The 22,892-nt window shown below is 56.2% G+C and carries 19 protein-coding genes; 6 read left to right on the top strand and 13 right to left on the bottom strand.

Translation table 11 applies throughout. The features are described 5' to 3' along the window. The first annotated feature begins 5 nt into the window (after positions 1-5). The 5 genes from F552_RS0109060 (at position 6) to F552_RS18945 (ending at position 6,001) form a co-directional block, all read left to right on the top strand. Positions 6-1,460 carry an NAD-dependent succinate-semialdehyde dehydrogenase gene (locus F552_RS0109060; RefSeq protein WP_026182551.1) on the top strand — a complete coding sequence of 485 codons (1,455 nt, stop codon included), beginning with the start codon at positions 6-8 and terminating at the stop codon, positions 1,458-1,460. 23 nt (positions 1,461-1,483) lie between these two features. Beyond that, positions 1,484-2,287, top strand: coding sequence for a 2-oxo-hept-4-ene-1,7-dioate hydratase (hpaH, locus tag F552_RS0109055; RefSeq protein ID WP_018151418.1), 804 nt, complete (start codon positions 1,484-1,486; stop codon positions 2,285-2,287). A gap of 39 nt (positions 2,288-2,326) precedes the next feature. Continuing rightward, positions 2,327-3,142: a 4-hydroxy-2-oxoheptanedioate aldolase gene (hpaI, locus tag F552_RS0109050; RefSeq protein WP_018151417.1), complete on the top strand. Its 816-nt coding sequence runs from the start codon at positions 2,327-2,329 to the stop codon at positions 3,140-3,142. An 84-nt stretch (positions 3,143-3,226) separates the two neighbouring features. Beyond that, entirely contained in the window at positions 3,227-4,231 is a 1,005-nt protein-coding gene (locus F552_RS0109045) for an ABC transporter substrate-binding protein (protein ID WP_018151416.1), read from the top strand. Positions 4,232-4,237: 6 nt separating this feature from the next. Continuing rightward, positions 4,238-6,001, top strand: coding sequence for a methyl-accepting chemotaxis protein (locus F552_RS18945; protein ID WP_018151415.1), 1,764 nt, complete (start codon positions 4,238-4,240; stop codon positions 5,999-6,001). A gap of 88 nt (positions 6,002-6,089) precedes the next feature. Here the strand turns inward: F552_RS18945 and F552_RS0109035 are convergent, their stop codons facing one another. The 8 genes from F552_RS0109035 to F552_RS0109000 form a co-directional block, all read right to left on the bottom strand. Beyond that, the gene (locus tag F552_RS0109035; protein WP_026182550.1) at positions 6,090-6,437 is read right to left on the bottom strand and encodes a hypothetical protein; all 348 of its coding nucleotides are present in this window, start codon (positions 6,435-6,437) and stop codon (positions 6,090-6,092) included. A 166-nt stretch (positions 6,438-6,603) separates the two neighbouring features. After that, positions 6,604-6,798 carry a YqaE/Pmp3 family membrane protein gene (locus F552_RS0109030; RefSeq protein WP_018151414.1) on the bottom strand — a complete coding sequence of 65 codons (195 nt, stop codon included), beginning with the start codon at positions 6,796-6,798 and terminating at the stop codon, positions 6,604-6,606. A gap of 158 nt (positions 6,799-6,956) precedes the next feature. Beyond that, positions 6,957-7,631: a hypothetical protein gene (locus F552_RS0109025; RefSeq protein ID WP_156802271.1), complete on the bottom strand. Its 675-nt coding sequence runs from the start codon at positions 7,629-7,631 to the stop codon at positions 6,957-6,959. 364 nt (positions 7,632-7,995) lie between these two features. Continuing rightward, the gene (locus F552_RS0109020) at positions 7,996-9,312 is read right to left on the bottom strand and encodes a HipA domain-containing protein (protein ID WP_018151412.1); all 1,317 of its coding nucleotides are present in this window, start codon (positions 9,310-9,312) and stop codon (positions 7,996-7,998) included. Next, positions 9,309-9,575, bottom strand: coding sequence for a helix-turn-helix domain-containing protein (locus F552_RS0109015; protein WP_018151411.1), 267 nt, complete (start codon positions 9,573-9,575; stop codon positions 9,309-9,311). Before F552_RS0109015 ends, F552_RS0109020 begins: the two co-directional genes overlap by 4 nt. Before the next feature lie 274 nt (positions 9,576-9,849). Beyond that, entirely contained in the window at positions 9,850-10,842 is a 993-nt protein-coding gene (locus tag F552_RS0109010; protein WP_018151410.1) for a diguanylate cyclase, read from the bottom strand. A gap of 12 nt (positions 10,843-10,854) precedes the next feature. Beyond that, a complete protein-coding gene (locus F552_RS18940; protein ID WP_018151409.1) occupies positions 10,855-15,786 on the bottom strand; it encodes a CHASE domain-containing hybrid sensor histidine kinase/response regulator in 4,932 nt (1,643 codons plus the stop codon). 22 nt (positions 15,787-15,808) lie between these two features. Further along, complete coding sequence (locus tag F552_RS0109000; protein ID WP_018151408.1) at positions 15,809-16,834, bottom strand: LacI family DNA-binding transcriptional regulator; 1,026 nt, start codon at positions 16,832-16,834, stop codon at positions 15,809-15,811. 155 nt (positions 16,835-16,989) lie between these two features. Between F552_RS0109000 and F552_RS0108995 the strand changes: the two genes are divergently transcribed. Then, a complete protein-coding gene (locus tag F552_RS0108995; protein WP_018151407.1) occupies positions 16,990-18,156 on the top strand; it encodes a phytanoyl-CoA dioxygenase family protein in 1,167 nt (388 codons plus the stop codon). A 55-nt stretch (positions 18,157-18,211) separates the two neighbouring features. Here F552_RS0108995 and rarD read toward each other — a convergent pair whose 3' ends face one another. The 5 genes from rarD to F552_RS0108970 all read right to left on the bottom strand — a co-directional run bounded on the left by rarD (position 18,212) and on the right by F552_RS0108970 (position 22,782). Next, the gene (gene rarD / locus F552_RS18935) at positions 18,212-19,126 is read right to left on the bottom strand and encodes an EamA family transporter RarD (protein ID WP_051078289.1); all 915 of its coding nucleotides are present in this window, start codon (positions 19,124-19,126) and stop codon (positions 18,212-18,214) included. Between the two features lie 201 nt (positions 19,127-19,327). Further along, positions 19,328-20,083 carry a gamma-glutamyl-gamma-aminobutyrate hydrolase family protein gene (locus tag F552_RS0108985; protein ID WP_018151405.1) on the bottom strand — a complete coding sequence of 252 codons (756 nt, stop codon included), beginning with the start codon at positions 20,081-20,083 and terminating at the stop codon, positions 19,328-19,330. A 203-nt stretch (positions 20,084-20,286) separates the two neighbouring features. Then, positions 20,287-21,057 (bottom strand): SDR family oxidoreductase, encoded by a 771-nt coding sequence (locus F552_RS0108980; RefSeq protein ID WP_018151404.1) that lies wholly within the window; start codon positions 21,055-21,057, stop codon positions 20,287-20,289. Between the two features lie 24 nt (positions 21,058-21,081). Continuing rightward, entirely contained in the window at positions 21,082-21,921 is an 840-nt protein-coding gene (locus F552_RS0108975) for a molybdenum cofactor biosynthesis F family protein (protein WP_018151403.1), read from the bottom strand. A gap of 66 nt (positions 21,922-21,987) precedes the next feature. Further along, positions 21,988-22,782: an SDR family NAD(P)-dependent oxidoreductase gene (locus tag F552_RS0108970; protein ID WP_018151402.1), complete on the bottom strand. Its 795-nt coding sequence runs from the start codon at positions 22,780-22,782 to the stop codon at positions 21,988-21,990. Positions 22,783-22,892 lie beyond the last annotated feature (110 nt).

The raw sequence follows: 22,892 nt of genomic DNA, 5'->3' as shown, positions 1-22,892 counted from the left end.
CCCGTATGCAATTGAAAGATCAATCCCTACTACAGCATCACGCCTATATCGATGGCCAATGGGTAGCCGCCAGTGACGGACAGACCTTTGACGTCAGCAACCCCGCCACCGGTGAGGTCATTGCCGTAGTCGCCTCTGCCAATCAGGCCGATACTGCCCGCGCCATTGCGGCCGCAGAAGCTGCGCTACCTGCGTGGCGCGACCTGACCGCCAAGACCCGCGCCAACCTGCTGCGCACATGGTATGACCTGATGCTGGCCCATATTGATGATCTGGCCACCTTACTGAGCGCAGAACAAGGCAAGCCGCTGGCAGAAGCCAAAGGCGAAATTCTCTACGGCTCCAGTTACATCGAATGGTTTGCCGAAGAAGCCAAACGGGTCTACGGCGACATCATCCCTGGCCCGTCCGGCGACAAGCGTCTGGTCGTCATCAAGCAGCCCATTGGCGTTGTGGCAGCCATTACGCCGTGGAACTTCCCCAACGCCATGATCACGCGCAAGGTGGGCCCGGCGCTGGCCGCAGGCTGCACCGTGGTGGTCAAGCCGGCCACAGAAACCCCGCTGTCGGCCCTGGCGCTGGCGGTACTGGCCGAAAAAGCCGGCATTCCCAAGGGCGTGATCAATATTGTGCCCGGCAAGCGTTCTGGCGAAATTGGCGGCGAGCTGACCGCCAACCCCATCGTCAAGAAGCTGTCGTTCACCGGCTCTACCCGCATCGGCAAACTGCTGATGGCGCAATGCGCAGACACCATCAAGAAGCTCTCGCTGGAACTGGGTGGCAATGCGCCGTTCATCGTGTTTGACGATGCCGATCTGGACGCCGCCGTGCAAGGCGCGCTGATTGCCAAGTTCCGCAACACCGGCCAGACCTGCGTCTGCGCCAACCGGATTCTGGTGCAAAGCGGGGTTTATGACGCCTTTGCCGCCAAGCTGGCCGCCGCTGTCGCCCGCATGGAAGTCGGCCCGGCTCTGGAAGGCAGCTACCAGCAAGGCCCGCTGATCAATCAGGCTTCGCTCGACAAGGTCAAGACCCACGTGGCAGATGCACTGGGCAAAGGTGCGCAAGTCGCCACCGGCGGCAAGGCCCATGCGCGCGGCGGCCTCTTCTTTGAGCCAACCGTACTGACAGGCGTGACCAGCGAGATGGTGGTGGCCAAAGACGAAACCTTTGGCCCAATCGCCCCGTTGTTCAGGTTCGAGACCGAAGCGGATGCCATCCGCCTGGCCAACGATACCGAGTTTGGCCTGGCCGCCTACTTCTATAGCCGCGACATCGGCCGTGCCTGGCGGGTGGCAGAAAAACTCGAATGCGGCATGGTCGGCATCAACGAAGGACTGATCTCTAACGAGGCCGCCCCGTTTGGCGGCATCAAAGAGTCCGGCCTGGGCCGTGAAGGCTCCAAATACGGCATCGAAGAATATCTGGAAATCAAATACATGTGCTTTGGCGGCATCTGACCGCCCACCTTACGGAGAACACCATGCTGAATCAGGAAATCATTACCCTGTGCGCCAACCGCCTGCACGAAGCCGAAAAGAACCGCGTGCAGATCCGCCAGCTGTCGCTGGACTTCCCCGAGATCACCATCGAGGACGCTTACGCCATTCAGCGCGAATGGGTGGCGATGAAAATCAATGAGGGCCGTACCCTGAAAGGACACAAGATTGGCCTGACCTCCAAGGCCATGCAGTACTCGTCCCAGATTGACGAACCCGATTACGGCGCCCTGCTGGACGACATGTTCTTTGCTGACGGCTCGGACATTCCCACCAGCCGCTTCATCGTCCCGCGTCTGGAAGTCGAACTGGCCTTTGTGCTGGCCAAGCCGCTATCCGGCCCCAACTGCACCATTTTTGATGTGTATAACGCCACCGACTATGTCATCCCGGCAGCAGAAATCATCGATGCGCGCAGCCAGTCCATCGACCCGGACAGCAAACGCCCGCGCAAAGTCTTTGACACCATCTCTGACAACGCCGCCAATGCCGGCGTGGTGATGGGCGGCCGCCCGGTCAAACCCACAGAAGTCGACCTGCGCTGGGTATCGGCCATCTGCTACCGCAATGGCGTGATCGAAGAATCCGGCGTGGCCGCCGCCGTGCTCAACCACCCGGCCAACGGCGTGGCCTGGCTGGCCAACAAACTGCACCCGTTTGGCGTCACCCTGCAACCCGGGCAAGTGATTCTGGGTGGCTCGTTTACCCGCCCGGTACCTGCGCGTGCAGGTGACACCTTCCATGTGGACTACGGCCCGCTGGGTGCCATCAGCTGCCGCTTTGTGTAAGCGCCCCGATCTGGATATGTACCTTTGGAGACGTACAGGATGAATACCCCCATCAATACCTTCAAGCAGGCACTGGCAGCCAGACAGGCACAAACAGGCCTGTGGCTGGGACTTGCCAACGCCTATACCGCAGAACTGCTCGCTGGCGCTGGCTTTGACTGGCTGCTGATCGACGGCGAACACGCGCCCAACGAGCTGCAAAGCATGCTGGCTCAGCTGCAAGCCATCGCCCCGTACCCGAGCCACCCGATTGTGCGCCCGCCCTGGAACGACCCGGTGCGCATCAAGCAGATCATGGACCTGGGCGTGCAAACCCTGCTGGTACCCATGGTGCAGACGGCCGAAGAAGCCCGCCAGGCTGTTGCGGCCACCCGCTACCCGCCGCATGGCATCCGTGGTGTTGGCAGTGCGCTAGCGCGCGCATCGCGCTGGAACCGTATCGGCAACTATCTGCACGAAGCCAACGACCAGGTCTGCGTACTGGTCCAGATCGAAACCCGCAAAGGGCTAGACAATCTGGAAGACATCGCTTCCGTTGAAGGTGTGGACGGCGTGTTCATTGGCCCGGCAGACTTGTCGGCCGACCTCGGCCATATCGGCAACCCGACGCACCCTGAAGTCCAGGCCGCCATTACCACCGCCATTGGCACCATTCTGACGTGCGGCAAAGCGCCCGGCATTCTGATGACCAACGAGGCACTGGCCAGACGCTATCTGGAGCTGGGCGCCCTGTTTGTGGCCGTGGGGGTAGATACCACCCTGCTGGCACAGGCAGCCGATGCCCTGCGCAAAAAATACAAACCGGATGCGACGCCCGTCCCGGACAGCAGCACCGGCAGCGCCAGCGTGTACTGACCAACCCCCATCTATCTGCCACTCGCCACCTGCCCGTTTTGACGGGCAGGCAGAGGACTGCTTGCCCGTCAAAAGGAACCCGGCATGTTTCGTTATCGCTTGGTGTTATGGATTTGCCTGAGTCTATCGTTACTGACCCATCTGGAGGCCAGAACCCTGAAAGTGGGCACCTTTCCCTGGATAGGTTTTGCCCCTTTGCAGGTCGCCAGCGCCAAAGGCCTGTGGCAAAAGGCCGGCGTTGATGTAGAAGTAGTCACATTCGGGTCAGACACAGACGCCCTCAAGGCCTTCCGGGCCCGCAAAATCGACATCATGATGTCGATGATCGGCAATGCGTTCAGCTTCAGGCAGGCCGGCACGCCATTGGTGATTCTGGCGGAAACCGGCTGGTCCCACGGGGGCGACAAGCTGATTGCCCGTAACCACCTGAAACCGGCGGCCCTGAAAGGCGCCACCGTCGGGGTGTACCTGAATGCCGCGCCCATCGGGTTCTTCTTGTCCCGCTATCTGAACGAACAAGGCCTCAAAGCCAGTGACATCCGTATGGAAGAAGCCCCGCCAGACACACTGACCCGGGATTTCATCAAAGGCAAATACCCGCTGATTGTCAGTTACGACCCGTTTGCGCTAGAAGCCCGCCGTCAGGGCCAAGGAGAAGAAGCGGGAGACAGCGCCCGCTGGCCCGGTGTCATCCCGGAAGGCATGCTGGCACAGCCAGACATCGCCAGCCTGGCAACCCCCGCAGAACTGGACGGGTTCTTCAAAGGCTGGATAGACGCCGTGAACTGGATCAATAACAACGCCCGCTGGAAAGAACTGTTCCCGCAACTGCGCAAGGCCGTCGCCCCCACCCCGGACAGTGTCAGCGAACTCGACATGATCGCCATGCTCAACTCCTACCGCTTCCATGGCCCGAGCAAACTGCTCAGCCGTAACAAGGAAGGTGGCGGCACCGCCCTCTATTTGCAGCAGATGCACGCCTACCTGACCGACATCCGCTCCCCGGCGGCCAGCCTCAAGCCAGACAACCTGCAAGCCAGTCAGGCCGTCATCCGTGCCGCTATCTCTACCGAACAACAAGGAGGTTAAACCGCAATGCTCAAGCAATGGTTCAAATCATCCCCCGGCTTTACCATCGTCCACGAAGCGCCTGCAGAAACCGTTAACCGGCAACTGGCCGCCAGCCACTGGAAAGCCACCGGCAAACTGCTGTCGCGCGGCCTGTACACGCTGGAATTCTTGCAACTGAATGTCTCGGACGGCATCCAGACCAATATCCAGGCCGCCGCAGAGATCGAAGAACGCAGCCAGAAAATGCAAGAAGCGCTGGAAGACGCTGCCCGCCACATGGAAGAAAGCACCATACTGGCCAATAACATGCAGGTAGCCCTCACGGCAGAAGTGCACAAGGTCGGCACAGAGGTCCGCCACCAGCTGACCGAAACCACGTTGCGCATTGAAGAAAAATCGGAAGAAGTGTTATCAGTTCTTGGCGAAATTGCCGATATCGCCAAGCAAGTGAACATGCTGGCGCTTAATGCCTCTATCGAATCGGCCCGTGCGGGTGAAGCCGGCCGAGGGTTTGCCGTGGTGGCAGAAGAAGTACGCAAACTGGCCCAGCGCACCATGGATAGCGCCCAGCGCGCGTCAGAAAAAATGGACCTGTCGGAAATCCAGCAACGGGTTGCCAGCACCGCAGACCATGGTGACAAACACCTGACCCGCCTGTCTGGCCATCTCAGCCAGTCACTGGAACAAATGACCTCGCTGTTTCAGGTGGTAGACCAGAACGTGGACAACCTGCTGGACACCAACAAAGTCATCAAGGAAACCTCTCCCCAGCTGGCCAAGCGGGCCCGCCAGCTGCTCACCCGCATCGACCGCGGCGTGGACCTGACCCGTGAGACCTCCAGCATCATCATCCAGCCAGCCGATGTTCAGCTGGAACGCACCACTGCGCTACTGGAACGCCAGTTCATTTCTACCGACCCGACTTATGACCGGCTGGCCGATATCCTCACCCGCCAGAAAATCCGCATCGCCATCGAGCCCGCGTTTATCGGCTTGTCTTTCCGCAACCAGCGGCATGGCGCGTTACAGGGGCTGGACATAGATTACGCCCGGGCGTTCGGCGAGTGGCTGGGTGTAGAAGTAGAGTTTGTAGAGCAAACCTGGGACCAGTGCATGAGCATGCTCTACTTTGGCAAGCACCGTAACGAGCCCCCCGCCGATGTCATGTGGAGCGCCCTGCCCCCGTCGGATGCTTTTCACGGGCTCGCGTTTTCAGACCCGTACACCTTCTTCCCGCTCATCATGGCACGTCGCAAGGGCGACGAGCGCATCCGCCAGATATCAGACCTGCAAGGCAAAGTACTGGGTTGCGGCAACGACCCCACCGCCTTTGCCGCGCTGGAAAACCTGGGCATCCGCTGGCAATCCAACCAACAACAGGCTGGCGGCCGCATCCAGCTGGAAAACCTGATCGTGTTTTCAGACCAGACCCGCATTCACGATGCACTGGCAGAAGGCATTGTCGATGCCTTCGTGATCGACCAGCCCATCTACTACTGGGCCGCCAACAACGTTGATAGTCCATGGTACGGCAAACTGGAAATCCTGCCGCAAGCACTCACCAGCGAACCCTGGTGCTACACCGCCGCCGTCGCCGCCCTGCCAGAAAACGCCGGGCTGCTGGAAAAGATCAACCAGTTCATCGCCCAGTTCCGCAACCAGCCCCAACGGATGACTATCGAACAGCACTGGCAAGGGCAGGCAGTCAGCATCCCGGCTGAGCGCAGGGTGACAAGAGGGGTCACGAATCTGGAACAACTGGCACAGGCAAAAGCCTTGCGGCAGTAATCAGGGCAACCCTTACAGTCTTTTGGGCGCAGTATGCCGGGCTGACAGCCCGCATGATTTTCACATGAGCATCGAGCGGGATTTACGGTTAAAAGCTGAGCGTGGCAGCTTTTTCATTTTCCACAAAAACCATGCACCTTGTAGCAGTAGTTAGCAACCCCGCACTGGTCGAACAGTTCGCCACGATATTTTTTCCGTCATATCGCGACTGAAACTCACCATCACCGGACAGTAGAGAAAGGCGCTCATCAATTACCTTGGCACCATTAATGAAAATCTTCACATTCGTGAAGTCATACAGTTCGCCACTTATTTGCCATGGAGCCGCTGTCGAGCCGGCTTGACGATACCCTTGGCTTGGAGCGACAACTGAACAGCCGGATATGATCGAAATACAGCAAAGTAACAAAGTGATGCGTAACAGCTTTGTTGGCATGTTATCCCCTAAAAATGTCTCTGCACGTGTATCTGTTGTGTGAACTACCTGGGTACACGGCTTTGCACACAAGTACGGCAGAGATATTGGCCTTTTCCCATTATTTCTACCGTACGATCTGAGCATGTAAGGCACTTAGGAATGACAAGCAATTTTCTGCAAATATCTACTTCACGCCTGCAAGCGCCTTTTCAATTTTTTTATCTGTTTTGTACTGGCTAAGCGCATATACAGACCAGATTGCAGCTGGAATCCAGCCAATAAGCGTCAACTGTAAAATCAGACAAAAAATGCCGGCAAGTGGCCGACCAATGGTAAAGAATTGAAGCCATGGCAAAAAAATCGCCAGTATCAAACGCATGTTATTTCTCCAATCGTCACAATAATCATTATTAAAAGGCAGAGGATTTGCGACAAAACCCTTCATGCCCCGCACTTAAATTCACTCGCCTGAATCACAGTTGTCTGTTCCAGCAGTAAAAAACAGATACGTATCGACAACATGGTTCATGGATCACATCAGGATTGTTTAGTACAACTCGGGTAGGGAAGCTGCTCACCAGGGACTATTGGGCACAATTTGATAGGTGAAAGTCTCTTTAATCTATCATTCCATTTGTCACTATCAAACTTGATCGGTGTCATCGAAGACTCGCCCCGCTCCGCCCACTGGATCGTGTAGTAGTCTTTCTCACCTTTGATAACAATCATGAGCATGGATTCGCTATAGAGCGCGTCCGTCGGGTTGACAATACCGCAACTAGCCACTGAAACATGTCCATCGTAAGAACCAATCTTGATGTCACCAAGGTCCGAAGTGGCATATGAATCTGGACATACCCGTTTGAAACCACTTGCCATTGCGCTGGCAAATCGCGCCGGGTTGATATTTGGATTGGAAGCGAGGCTTTTTCCCCCTGTCAGCGTAATCATCTGGGACCATTTTTTGACACTTTCACCTTCCAAGACGGCTTCTTGAATATACTGGCTACCCTGTGCAGCCTCATATGCTGGCACAAATCCTTTAGGAAAGGAAAATGTCACTAATTGGCTGAAGACTGGCGTGAATGTTCTGATCGAATTCCCTTGCTGTCTCAATGATTCGACTTCATTCAGAGAAATCGTCTTTTCTTCCGCGAACACCGATGTACAAAGCGTACTTAAAACAGCCAGAGTTACAAACTTATAAACCATAGCCCTCTCCAACAGGAAAATCACACGCTTTCAGGAGCGTCTTTGTGTCTAGCACCAACGCTTTAAGGACTATAGCATAAACTCAAAATTATAATTCCAAATGAATATTTCATTTCACTATTTTTAGACATCATATTTGACTGATTTCACCTCACGCACCACTCACAACATCCGAAATATCAATTTACTCGCTGCGTCTAGCCGTTCTTGCTATTGCTGGGCAATCACGCGAAATGCTTCTGAGCATCGAGGGGCAGTAGTTAGTTCAGAGTCTCGCTATTTTGCAACGGACGCAGGTACATGAGCGGCATGTCGTCGATAGGGACCGGCATATGTTGGATAGCGGAATACCCGTTGGAGCCATTTACGCGCTTGGCGCCATCTGCCTGACCATCTCTTTAATCACGCTGTGCACAATAGCTCTGATACAGCGTGATTCCCCAGCCATCGTTGCAGACAACTCGGGATGCATCTGGGCAATCCGGGCATTCTCAGTTTCCACCTCGGTGTAAAGTACGTCCGCCTCTTGCACAATGCGGCTACGCAGGTTCTCAAGCAAACGCTCGGCCGTGCCTTTGGCCAGATTTAACGATGCACCGGCCTTCAGTAGCAATTCTCGGGTAATATCCGAAAAGTGGCTTACCTCCAGTATCGGCCATGCCAGTCTGGTTTGTGCTGGCCAGCCCTTTTTGCCAAAGGCTGGCGAATCATACGTGGCCACGCTGAGCAAATCGTAGAATGGCGCCAACTGGACACCCTCGTGCGAGACGAGAAAACTCAGGTTTTTCAGATGGGCATCGCTATTGCCAACAAGTACATTGAACACGAGCCAGCCAAAAAGCCGGGCGCGCGCTACCGCCGGGCTGCGGCAAGCATTGGCTAATGCGGCCAGACTGTCCATACTGCCCTGGCTGTATTTGAAGCTGCGGTCTAGCCCTAGCAATTGGCAGGCATCGATGACGTGTCGGCGCTGCCAACCCTGAACATCTACAATCCGGTCAAAGCGGTCTATCAGATACACAGGGGAAGGTACGTAGCGACGGTGTACATCAGGCACCGCCAGGCCGACTCGCTTGGCCAGGCGCATCACAAACCATTCATTGATCACTGAATGGGGGTAGTCTTCATCCGGGTGATCCGGTTTCAGGATATGCGTGGACGGTGTTGCACCGGCGGGCTCAAACAGGTCATCCTGTAGCAGCACGACGGCAAGCTTGTGCTGGGCACCGGCCAGCGACATGCGTTTGATGGCTGCATGCGTCAACGGGGCTTTGGGCAACTGGCGGATACGCGCTTCCAGCGCAGTATCCGGCAATGGCCGTAGGGGTTCAGCGACTTGAGGCACAAGATTCGGAGGCAGCAAAGTAACGGAGCCAGCAGATTCTGCCCCATACCAGGCCAGCAAACCAAAAGCATCTGCGACATCGAGCTTGGCATCTCCGGCTAACAGCATACGCTGCCCTTCTTCCGGCAGCAGATTATCGAAATACCACTGCACAGGGCGCTGGCTTGCCCCATCCAGCAAAGGTTCAACAGTCAGTGGCAGGTGTGGACTTAGTGCAAACCCATCCGGGTTACCCAGCCAGTCTGATGTGTATTGAAAGCTCCACAGGCCGCTCACCTCTTGCAAGACACCCACTTCTATCTGATTGATGGATGCGCGCAAGAACCGGCCGTTCATGGTTTCTCCTTGCCGGTTTCAGCATGGTTCAGATAGGTAGCCACACTCTCCGGGACATCCACCATGACTCGGATACCCAACCCTTCAAGTACCTGAAAGAGCTTTCCCCATTGTACGGAATCACTACCGCGCTCTATCTTGCCCAAGAAGTTCTCGCTAACACCGATGCTGCCCGCCGCATCATCCTGGCGAATCTTCTGAGCCTTACGGCTGGCGCGCACCACCTTACCAATGGCGGCTGCATTTTCGATAGGTATTTTCATGATAAATCCTCACATTTGTAAGGATTGTGGATCAAAACAACAAGATTGGCAAGAAATCCACTTGATCGTGCGGATTTCAGTTTTTTGGCAGGTTTACTTGTAAAAATCCTCGCGAATGTAAGGATTTTATGGGTACGTTCCCGTCCCTCCCCAATGTTCTCATCAACATTGCCAGTCAAAGCCGTCTATTAAAAAATAAATGGCTGATTCTGCCGGGCATCACTCACCACCTGGACTGGCGCTCATGAAAAAAAGATAAAAGTGACGTTTGCCATTACTGTTCTTGGACAACCGGCTTCAGGCTCTTGCCAACTGCAATGCTGGCCCGGCCAGCGTCCTTGGCCTGGTAGAGCGCCTGGTCGGCGACAGACAAGAGTTCTGCGACGCTCTGGATTTCGTTCAGGGTCTGGCTTTCTGCCTTGGTCAGTACGCCTTCTGAACTGAGAATGTGCTTGCCGTTAAAACATGCGATACCGATAGAAACAGTTACATATCCCTTGTCAGTCGCAGTGTGCGGCAAGGCCAGTGCTTTTATCTTTTCCATGATGGTCGAGGCGATGTTCAAAGCGCCGGTAAGGCCGGTATCCGGCAAGACGGCGACGAACTCTTCTCCACCATATCTTGCGACCAGATCACAAGGGCGGCTCATGCATGCCTGAATGGCCTTGGCGATGCTGATCAGGGTTTCATCCCCTTTCAGGTGTCCGTAGGTATCGTTGTACAGTTTGAAATAATCGATATCCAGCATCAGCACCGACAGCGGGCTCTGAAGCCGACGGGACCGCAGCCACTCGCGAATCAGCACCTGATCCAGACTACGACGGTTGGCTATCCCGGTCAGTCCATCGGTATTGGCCAGTTGCAAAAGAACATCACTGGCGTGTTTCAGGCGCAGATGCGTTTTTACCCTGGCCACAACAATCGCGGGCCGAATGGGCTTGGCGATGAAATCCACCGCCCCGAGCGCAAGCCCGCTTTCTTCCATGGATTCTTCGCTATGCCCGGTCACAAAAATAACCGGAATATTGGCAAGCACCGGTTCTGACTTCATGGCCTGGCACACCTGAAAACCGTTCATGCCAGGCATTTCTGCATCCAGCAGCACCAGGTCCGGCGGTACTTCCAGGGCCAGGCGCAAGGCATCTGCACCGGAGGTTGCAAAACGGATGCGCCCCAGGCCGGTCAAGGCTTTGCTAAGTACCTGAATGGAAGAAGGATCATCATCAACCAACAGTATATTGGTCTTTGATGGATCAGGAGACATCATATGGTGCAATCCTTACGTTTCCCGCTGGGCGGGTTCATTATGCAGTTTAACCGCTTTTTCAAGCATTTCCAGCGCCTGAGTAAAATCCAGATTGTCAATCAGCTTGCCTAAACGGTCAAACAGGGTCTGCCCTCCCAGCACCAGCAGATCAGGCCGAATCTCTTTAAAACGGGTTATGGCCATCATGTCCTGTTGCCTGAGCATGCTGACGAGTTCTTGAATGGCCTCCGGATTGGCAGACTGACCCGGTATCACTACCTTCTCGGCAGGCATGGCAGCACTTTGCACTGCCAGGGCTGCCCGGGCATTATCTGCCAACGCTGCAAATGCCTGTGTAAGCAGGCGGATAGCCTGCAAAACGGCTTCTTCCGTCTCGTTATTCCGTAACAAGGTTTCCAGTCCTCTGGCGAACCGATACACCTGATGCGCACCCAACAAGCCGGCAGAACCGCACAGCTTATGGGTTCGTGCAGCCAGTTGCTCACGGGACGCCTGCAGGGCTGCCTGAATGGCGTCACTGGATGCAAAATCCGCAAATTCGTTTAACAGCCGCTGCAGAATGCTCAAAAACAGGGAAACATCGTTGCCAAGCCGGTGTGTCACCTCTGTCTCGTTAATGCCGTCTATCGTCGGCCATAAGGGGTTTGGCTCGGCCGTCTCCAGATGATGCACCGGCAGTGGCTTGCCTCTTGCACGCTCTACGACTTGCCGCAAGATTTTTACCATAAGAACCGGGTTTAACGGTTTGGTCAGGAATGCATTCATGCCGGCGGCTTCGGCTTGCCGACGTTCTTCTTCCAGTGCGCCTGCTGTCAGCGCGACAACCGGCAAGGTCGATAGCGCGGGGTCATTACGAATCAGCCGGGTGGCCTCATAGCCATCCATGCCCGGCATCTGGATATCCATCAGCACCGCATCAAACTGGTCTGGCTGCCCGCGGAGCAACGCCAGCGCTGTCGGCGCATCCCGGCAGACCTGCACAATGGCCCCCTCCAGACTCAGCAGGCGCTGTGCAACATCCAGATTGATGTCGCTATCATCCACCAGCAGCAGGCGTGCCCCCAAGAGCCATTGGGTATTGACGCCCTGGATGCGGGTGGCCTTTACCAGCCGTTCCGTATTACCCTCTTTGCCGGCCATACAGGCATTGACGGCATTGAAAAGGTCAGAGCTGTTCACGGGTTTTTCCAGCACCTGATCAACAAGATGATGTACATCCCGGCTTCGGACATATGCAGCATCGTGGGCCGTAATCATCAGGGTCGCCGGTAATGGCTGCGTTCCGAGTTCATCCTTGAGCAGCGCCAACAACGTCAAACCATCCATGTCCGGCATTTGCCAGTCGACCAGCAAGGCATCCGGTAACGCTGCACCAGCATTGATCCGTTGTTGCAGCAAGGTGCGCAGTTGGGTGCCATTCGCCAAGCCAATGGCCTGCCAGCCCAAAGCCCGACATATGCCCGTCAGTATCATGCGATCCTGATCGCTGTCGTCTACCACGCATACCTCAACCTGGTTATCCTTAGCCTCAACGGGCTGCGTGTCTGGCAAAGATTGCATACCCGCCATGGCAAACGGCAAGCGGACCCAGAACTTGCTGCCGACTCCGGCATGGCTTTCAACGCCAACCTCACCGCCCATCATGGTCACCAGACGTTGCACTATCGACAAGCCAAGCCCTGTGCCGCCAAAACGGCGCGTTGTAGAAACATCGGCCTGAACAAACGGGGTAAACAGCTTTTCTTGTGCTTCAAGGCTAATGCCGCAGCCGCTGTCTTCGACGGTATAGAATAACCAGACCGTACCATCAGGTGCGAAGTCGTGCCGCAGGTGGACCATGACCTGGCCCCGGTCAGTAAACTTGATGGCATTGCTGATCAGGTTCATCAGAATCTGGCGGAGCCGCATGGCGTCCCCCAGCAAAGAGGCAGGCAGACCCGGACTGCTTTCAACTTCAAACTCCAGCTGCTTGGCGCTGGCCTGGGGGCTGAACAGCTCGGCGAGCTCCGTCAAAATATCGCCCGGGTTGAACCAGATGTTGTCCAGCTGCATCTCGCCGGCCTCGATCTTGGCGATGTCCAGCACATCATTGATGATACCCATCAGTGACCGACCGGCATTTTGCAGTTTGCCCACCAGCAGCCGTTGCTCCTGATCAAGTGGACTGCGTTCAAGCAGATGGGTAATGCCGATGACGGCATTCATGGGGGTACGGATTTCGTGGCTCATGTTAGCCAGGAATATGCTCTTGGCCGCGCTGGCAGCCTCTGCAGCAGCCTTGGCATCCCGCAGCGCCTCGCTGACGCGTTTTCGCTCTGTAATGTCCTGGGCAATACCCAGATACCCGGCAAAGCTGCCGTCATGGTTACGGATAGGAGAAATTGTCAGCGATACAGGCAGTCTTGAGCCATCTTTCCGGACATAGGTCCATTCACGGGTTTCTGCCGATTTGACTTCAGAGAGCTTTTGATAAACCTCGGTATAACCATTCAGCGGTATCCCATACTCCTCGGTGAGTTGCCGGTTTTGCGCCTCGACCTCTTCCGGCAGATGGAATGCGTAGGGGGTACATTTGCCGACAAGTTCCGATGCCTTATACCCCAGCATCCGCTCTGCCCCTTCGTTAAACACGCTAATCAGTCCATCCAGCCCGGTGGCGATGACGGCAAACTCAGACGCAGATCTCAGCACGTTGTTCAGCAAGGCATTGACCTGCTTTAGCTCGGATTCTGCCTGTTTTCTGGCGGTAATTTCCGTGCGCAATGACACATAGCGTTCGATCTTGCCATCCGGCCCTATAAATGGCGCAATCACGGTATCGACCCAATACAGGTGGCCGTCTTTGGTCCGGTTGCAGATTTCGCCATGCCAGGGTTTACCGGACAAAATGGTCGCCCACAGTTCTTTCCAGAAAGCCGCATCATGAACATCCGAATTCAGGATGTGATGGGACTGGCCCATGAGTTCTTCTCTCTGGTAACCGCTGATCCTGCAGAAGTTATCGTTGATCTCGATGATGTGGTCGTTCAGATCCGCCACCGAATACAGCATCTGCTCGTTGATGGTATCCAGCAATACCTTGTTTTCCATCAGCGCGAGCGCCAGTTTCTGCCGGCTTTCGGTAATATCGGATACATCATAGACAAAGACGAAAAACCCCCGCACCTCTCCGTTCACGATATCCGGCAAGTAATTGGCCAGCGAATACCGCATCCCGGAACCATCCGGTTTGGGAATGGCCCGCTCGAAAATCTGCATCTCGCCCTGAAGTGCTTTCTCGAAATAGGGACGATTGCGTTCAAACAACTCTTTGCCCAGCAGTTCGCTCAGGTGGATGCCGCGCATGGTGTCCGGGTTGACATTGAACCAGTCGTGGTAGGCTTTGTTTGCAAAACCGTTTCTCAGGTCTTTATCCCAATACCCGATCATGGCGGGCACGGTATCCAGTACCGTTTGCAGGTTACGGCGTGCCCCCTCCAGTTCCAGCGTACGACTGGTCACCTGCTCTTCAAGACGCTGGTTAAACTCGGTCAGCTGCCGCAGTGCCTCTTTGCGGGGGCGGATATCGTGCATGAGTTTGGCAGAGCCGATCAGATGCCCTTTGGTATCCAGAATCTCGCTGGTTGTAATGGCTACGTCGATTAGCGTACCGTCTTTGTGGCGACGCACCGTATCCAGGCTGTTGGCATCCCTGCCGGCAATATCTTCTGGTGTTTGCGCCGGCCCTGCCTCTTGTTCCTCATTTTGCAGCCCTTCTGGCATCAGCAAATCCGCTACCGGCTTGCCAAGCACTTCCGATTCGCTATACCCGAACAAGGCCGACGCTGCCTGGTTCCAGGCGATGACCGTACCATCCAGCGCCTCACCGACAATGGCATCGCTGGAATTCTCCACAATGGTGGCCAGCATGGCTTTGTCCGTCACGATTTCCTGCTTGCGCAGGTAACTCAACAGCAATACCCCTACCAGTGCCGCTGCCAGTACGCTGGCAATGCCCCCCAGCATGAAAACGGTTTGTGGCTGCAGCAGGTTCAGATGCTCAATGAATGCGGGGTGTGCACTGAACTCCAACTGCCAGGTTCGGCCATAAACCTGCAAAAGCTGATAATGCGGAAACAGCCTGGGTAATTTTTCGGTCGCCCAGGATGTCTGATAGAACAGCATCGGGTTGCCAGGTTCGGTGACATCACGAATGGCAATATGCGAGGAATGCTCAATGCTGGGCAGGTTGGACAGCACATCCTGCATGATCATTGGCGCATAACTCCAGCCAAAGGCCTCTTGCTCGCGTATGTACAGCGACTGAGGCAGCACACCGCTGCGGTAGATTGGCAGCAACAACAGGACAGACTGGGACTTACCCCCACCCTGAACCAGCGTAATCGGGGCAGTCAACGTGGCCTTGCCGGTTCTGATGGACTCAAATGCGGCATCGCGCCGGGTCTTCTCCGAGGCGATATCCAGGCCGATCGCCGGATAATTGAGCTCGACCGGTTCAAGGTACTGAATAATGGCCCTGTCGCCATCATGAGGGGCAAACTGATGCACGGTGAATGTCGGCGAGCCATCCTTGCGTGCCTCGGCCACAAAGCTGGCTTCATCCCCGGGGGATACCCTGCGGATAAACCCCATGCCTCTTGCACCGGGGAATTCAACAGAGATATCCCGGCTCATATGGTAGCGTCGGATTTCCCCCCGGCTCAGGCGATGCTCCCCAAGCGCCAGAATGACCCCGCGCAAGCCTTTCAGGCCAAACTCATAAATGCGCAGGCGCTCTTTGACCACATCAACGGCATGCCGGGTAGACTGGGTAATAGCCGTTTCTATCTCTTCATTATTGCGATGCACCTGATAGCGGGCATAAAGGCTGGTCAGTATCAGCCCGAATACCAGGGTAATCAGCACCCAGTTCACCGGTTTAAAGGATGTTGGAAATGGTTTCATGTTTTCAGTGTAGCAGCCCATGTTATAAAGGCATATTGAACGGGGTAATGATCTGCACTCTGGACAAAGGAATCTGTACGGTTGGTATCTGGCGATGGTATTGCAGCAGATGCTGGTAGGCGTGCCGGGCATCGGTGTGCAGATCATGATCAATGATGGCGTTCAGTTGGCGGGTCATTAACAGTTGCCGGTTTTCTTCGTCCAGATCGTGGCCGATGAACGCCGCCAACGGGCGCCCCGTCTGCACAAAAGCATCGATAATGGCCCGGTTGCCGCCACCGGCACTATAGACGGCAGATAAACCTGGATGCAGTCGAATCGCCTCTTCCACCAGCGCTTGCGTTTTGTCGTGGATGCCCAGCCCGCCGCTGATTTCTACCACCTGCAAATACGGGGCATGCTCCCGCAGCCAGTACCGGAACCCCATTTCGCGCTCTTCCTCACCGCGAAACCGCTGACTACTGACCACCACCCCGACCGCTCTCGGGGCGGTATCCAGCCATTGGCTCAACAGATACGCGGCCGTTTCTCCGGCAGAGCGGTTATCCATCCCCACGTAAGCAATACGCTGGCTTTTGGGCAAATCGGTCACCAGCGTCACCACCGGGATACCGGCTTGCTGCAGCTCGTTTACGCCTTGATTCATCAGCATCTCGTCCGGCACCTTCAGCACCACACCTTGCGAGCCATGGTCTTTACAGTGCTGCATCAGCTTGTACAGCGCCCCGGTGGTGGTTTCTTCAAACAGGTGCAAGCGCGGGCTGATACGGAACGGTGCCACACTGCCCACCTGCTGCAAAAACGCCTCAGCCACCTCATGGGTGAAGCGCTTGGGCGCGTGCATGATGAGGTCGATGTAAAACGTGCGCCCAGACGCCAGGTTGGCTTTTTCTTGCGCGGCCAGTTCTTCGATAGCCTGCTGTACCCGTCGTGCGGTCTGGTAGTGCACGCTCCCCCGCTGGTGCAACACGCGGTCTACCGTGGCTTTGCTCACGCCGGCTTGTGCGGCAATCCGCTTGACCGAAAACATCTTCTTTACATCATCCATCGCTGACCCTTTGCACACCAGACTGAGGTCATTTTGAGGTTTTTCTGAGTAATTATCCAGATCATTCGGTGCTAGGATGAATCTCGTTAACGCCATGCCTAACCTGCACAGACGTGCCACCAAAGGCAGACAACGCATCACACGAGGAAGACACCATGAACCAGCCAGACTACCAGCACTTTATCTCGCCCCGGCAAACGGACATATCGGTATTTGCCAGCATTTGCCAGCAGCAAACCCGCCTGGCGGATTACCCGTTTGCCAGCGAAACCCGCAAAAATGTCCTGATTTACGATGGCCCGACGCTTGCCCGGCAGATCAAGATACAACGCCAGGCAATCATGAACGAAATGCACCATGCGCTGAGTCACGGCCCGGGGGTATTGGTCATCCGGCACGCCTATGCAGATCTGGGCGTGGTAGACCGGCAATCGGCTGTCTTCGAGGAGATTTTTGCGGCAGAGGCCATGACGGGAGTAGCCGCAGACCATTTTGCCAAAGCAGGCGCAAACGGCCGCATCTGGAACTCACTGCAAAAGGTGGCAGAACGCAATCCCGCTGCCTTTATCGAATACTATGCCAACCCGCTGATGGATCTGGTCAATGAAGCCTGGCTGGGCCCTGCGTATCAGATGACGGCGCAGGTCAATGTGGTTCGCCCCGGCGGGCAGGCCCAGCAACCGCACCGGGATTATCACCTGGGTTTTCAGGTAGAAGACGAAGTCGCCAGATACCCGCTGGCGCTGCAACATATGTCGCAATACATGACCTTGCAAGGTGCGGTGGCCCATACCGACATGCCGCTGGAAACCGGGCCAACCCTGTTACTGCCCTATTCGCAGCAATATGAAGCCGGGTATCTGGCCTGGCGTCAGTCGGCGTTTATCGACTACTTTACCCAGCATGCCATCCAGCTGCCGCTGGAAAAAGGCGACATGCTGTTCTTCAGCCCGGCACTCTTTCATGCCGCGGGTACCAACCATACGCAAGATCAGCACCGCATGGCCAACCTGTTGCAATCCTCGTGTGCGTTTGGCAAACCGATGGAAACCATCAACCGTCCGCTGATCATGCGCAAGATTTATCCGGTATTGAAACAGCAGCTGAGTGAACAGAAGATCTCCATGGAAACGGCCGAACTGGCCATTCTGATGTCGGCAGACGGGTACGCCTTCCCTACCAATCTGGATACTGACCCGCCACTGGGTGGCCTGGCGCCACAAACCGGCCAGGACCTGCTCCGCAAGGCGTTGGCAGAACACTGGCCGGTCGAACAGTTTGACGCCGAAGTCGCACGTATCGTCAGCAAACGTCTGGCATAAGAAAAAACGGCGCTCTTGCCGAGCGCCGTTTACTATTGCTACCCGCTTTAGGGGCTTAGTTCATCAGGGAGCGGAAGCTATTGCGGTAACGGTAGCCGTTCACCACCAGCATCAGGGCAATGGCCGTCCAGATAGGCACATACGTTCCCAGCGACGTGGTGCTGAAAGGCTCGTTCAGATACAGCACCGCAAACAGGAACAGCAGCGCAGGTTCCACATAGCCAAGCATGCCGGCCAGCCCCAGGGGCAACAGACGCAGGGCCATCAGGTAGGTGACCAGCGCAATCGAGCTGATCAGACCAAAAATGGGCAGCCAGAACCAGAGATGATGAAAGTGCTGGAATGTGCCCCACATCTGCTGGTTGAAGTACATATACCCCAGCATTACCGGCAGCATCAGGGCCAGCTCGGTGGCAAATGCCTCAATGCCGTCCAGATGGTAGCGCTTGCGGATAATGAAATAAGGCACATACGCCTGCACCGTGAGTGTCACCCAGGAAAACGCATGCGTGACCCACAGTTCATGCACGCAACCCGCACACGCCAGTGCCACCGCGACAAGCTCGCCAGGCCCCACGTGCTCTTTGTACAAGAGCCGGCCCAGCATCACCATCATCAGCGGTAACAGAAAATACCCCATGGAGACATCCAGCAGCCTGCCGGCTTGTGGGGCCCACACAAAAATCCAGAGCTGATACCCCAGCAGGGCCGCATCCAGCGTGATGATGGCCATCAGCTTAGGTTGCCGAAGCAGTTTTTTCCAGAATGCCAGCAAGGAATCCCACTTGCCGGAAAAACGGATAAACAGCAGCACACAAGGCAGTGTCCAGATAATGCGCCAAGCAAATATCTCCATACCGGTCAGCGGTTTTAGCTTGATGGTGACGCCAGCAATGGTGGTAAACACAAAGGAGGCAAACAGCGATAAACCCATTCCTTTCAGAACGGTGTGATGGGGGTCGTGTGTCATAAATTGTCTTATGGGCCGATGGTTGCCAAACAGGTCAGGCAAACCATCGACGAGGTTATGATGTGAACGTGTAATCTAGCACAGACAACATGCGCATCGCCATGCACAGGTCTGGTGCATAACGGCATGGGTGTTTGGTCTGCGGACCGTGACAGCCTTCCGCAGGGCGGGATTAAAAGTAAATGGGATGTCGGGTCTGGCTTAGCCCTGACGACCGGCAAACCGCTGCCGGCAGGCGTTGCCAAACGCGTTGAAGATGGCCAGCGACAACGGATTGGTATCGTATTGCCATTCCGGATGCCACTGCACGGCAAATGCAAAGGTTGTCGCATCGGTCACGCTAATGGCCTCTACCAGCCCGTCCGGCGCATGCGCCTCAGCGGTCAGCAAATGGCCCATCTGTTTAATGCCCTGGCTGTGTACGGAATTCACCATGGCCTCCGGCTTGCCGAACCATTGGTGCAATTTGCCGCCTTCCACCAGATGGACAGGGTGTGAGGGGGCGTAATGAGACTCGGCAGATTCGCCTTTCTCGCGATGGTCGTCGTGTCCGGGCTGCTCATGCACCTTTTGATGCAAGGTGCCGCCAAACACCACGTTCATTTCCTGAAAACCACGGCAGATGCCCAGCACCGGAATACCGGCCTCCACGGCGGCCTTCATCAGTGGCAGGTTGGTAGCGTCCCGGTGCGGATCATGCAGGGTACCGGGTTCGCTCGGCTCGCCGCCGTAATGATGCGGCTCCAGATTGGACCGGCTGCCGGTAAACACAATGCCATCAAACATCGCCAGGGTTTGCGCCTGGGATTGCGGGTGTTCCAGTACCGGAACCAGTACCGCATAGACATCGGCCCCGCCAACCACGGCCGTGATGTACTTCTCGCCCACAGCATGAAACGGATGCTCGCCCAGCATCTTGCGATCACAGAAAATACCCACCAGCGGTTTGAAAGCCATCATGACACCTGTTACTTGCAGAACAAGACCGAATTATAGATAGGCTAAAGAATGAAACAAATTCTCATTCCTGGCAATCCGTACAATCGCATAGACTGTCAGGTCTGACAACACCATCCGGCACCAAAAGCACAACAGGGGCACGGCCCTCAGTCATACCCCTACCTGTACCTGTACTGTAGTTCTCCATGTTGCATCAGCTGCTACAACACCGCCGTCGACTCCGGTAGCGTCGCGCCGCCATCCACGATGAGGGTCTGGCCGGTAATGTAGCCTGCGGCATCGGATGCCAGAAACAGCATGGCGGCCGCAATATCTTCCGGCTCGCCAAGTCTGCCCATGGGTACACCTTTGGCGATGCTGGCGTTTAGTGCGTCGTCGCCCAGATTGGCCATGGCGGGGGTACGGATCATGCCCGGTTCTACCCCGTTGACCGTGATCCCGGTTTTGGCCAGCTCCAGCGCTGCGGCGCGGATAAAGCCATTCACCCCGGCTTTGGAGGCCGCATAGTGCGCCAACCCGGGGTAGGCAACCCGCGGCCCGGTGACGGATGACGTCACCAGGATGCGGCCACGCCCCTGCGCCGTCATGACGGGCGTCACGGCTTGCGCCAGCCAAAACGGCGCACACAGGTTGACTTGCAGCGTGCGAGACAATATTTCCGGGGTAATGTCGGCAAATGGTGTCAGCGGAAAATACGCGGCATTGTGAATCACCACATCCAGCCGCTGATGCTGTTCCACTACCGTGTGGATCAGCGCATTCACGGCGGGCTGTGTGGAAACATCCGCTTGCAGTACATGCACATCCCAGCCTTGTTGCCGGCAATCTTCTGCCGACTGTGTCGCCCTCTCCGCCTGCAAGTCGGCAATGACCACGGTTGCCCCGGCGCTGGCAAAGGCGCGGGTAATGCCCAGCCCGATCCCTTGCGCACCACCGGTCACCAGCACTACTTTGTGATGAAATCCAGACATCTCAACCTCCTGAAAGATAGTGCTTCACGCACCCGCTGCCGGATGCACGGTCACATTCAGTGGTGTGGCCTTGGCACCCACCGGGAAGTTGGACAGCGCACCAAAGTCATTGCCTTTGTAGCCGACAATCTTGCCGTCGGTTTTCAGGCGGTTCAAATCCACCATGACGACACCCAGGGTCGGGATGATTTTTTCGCGCCAGACAAACAGGTACAGATTGTCTGCAATCTTGATGTAGTGGCAGCGGTCTACGTCTGCCAGGCCTTTTTCGACCCCGTCCAGACACTGCCAGGCGTAGAAATTGTCGTTCAGGTACACGTGCTCGTAGCGCTCGGTCAGGCTGTAGGTGTACATCACGCGGCGGCCGATCAGCTCGCGGGTCACGTGGTGCAGACGTGCATCTGCCACGTAGTCCCGGTCCAGCGTACCAAACTGGATATCCGCGGTGACCGGGGTCAGCTCCAAGCCTTTTTCCACCCGGGCAAACATGTCGATGCGGGTATCGGCTTCACTAGGCAGTTTGCCGATAACGGCGGTAAAGCTCATCTGGTTGAAGTCCAGTACCAGGCTCACCGTGGTGGAGGTTTCGCTTTGCTTGATGAAGTCGACAAAATAGATGCCGTCACGCACCGTTGTTGCGCGGTAGTGCTCTACCCCGTTTGCCCCCTGATTCGGACCGGAGACGATATGCCAATGCAGAGTCTCTGCGCTGGCAAATTCGTGACGGATCACGTCTCCGTTGGCAAAGTGGATGCTGTGCGACTTGCCGGCAAAGTCATTGATGGTTGGCAGAATATTGTTGTCTGGCGCAAAACCGTCGGCCAGATCGCCGACCTGGATAAAGACAGGGTTAGATGTTGTCATGAGAGTTTCCTTTAATCAAAACACAAACAGGGTTGGATAAGGCCGGTTGGTAAACCGGCAAAACAATTACGGGAGGTCGGCAAATGCCAGCGTGGGTACATCCACAATGGTGGAACCACCATCGGCCACCAGCGTGGCGCCCGTGACAATAGACGCCGCATCAGACGCAAGAAACAGGCAGACGCGGGCAATTTCATCCGGCGAGGCGGCGCGGCGCAGGGGCACATCCCGGGTGACTTTGGCATATGCGCCTGCCAGATCCAGCCCCCAGGCATCCATGACGGGTTGCATTTCTTCATCGGCCATCGGGGTGGTGACCCAGCCGGGGCAGATCGCATTGGCGCGCACGCCCAGGGGGCCGTAGTCTCGCGCAATCGACCGCATCAGCCCGATCAGTGCATGCTTGGCGGTGACGTAACCGCACACCTCCGGCCCGGCGGCCAGTGAGGCAATCGAGGCAATAAACACGATGTTCCCTTGGGTCTTGATCAGCTCCGGCAGGCAGGCACGGGCAGAGGCAAAAGCGGTATTCAGATTGCCCTGTATGGCGCTGTGCCAGTCTTCATCGCGGGTGTCCGTGACCTTGCCCAGCGTCATGCTGCCGGCACTGGTTACCAGTACGTCGATACGGCCAAAAGCTTCCAGAATGCGGAACACAATGCCCGCCCAGTCCTCCGCACTGGCTGCGTCACCCGTCAGGACCAGTGCACCGGTAGAGGCGGCAACCTGTTGCAGGGGGGCCAGCCGGCGGCCAACCAGAACCACCTGATCGCCTTGGGCGGCATAGCGTGCGGCCACCGCCGCGCCAATCCCGCTACCGCCACCGGTAATGACAACCACTTTCTGTGTGGGGTAAGACATATAACCTCCAGGTCATGCTGTAATGGAGGTCAGTATAGGAAGGGAGACAACGGGCGGGTATCAGCCAGATGGATGAGGCAATGCAGAAAAAGAATCACGGCATTGCCTCG

This window comes from Leeia oryzae DSM 17879 (assembly GCF_000376945.1).
GTDB classification, from domain to species: Bacteria; Pseudomonadota; Gammaproteobacteria; order Burkholderiales; family Leeiaceae; genus Leeia; species Leeia oryzae.
The sequence above is the reverse complement of the archived record's forward strand: the minus strand, read 5'-3'. Positions and strand labels throughout refer to the sequence as shown.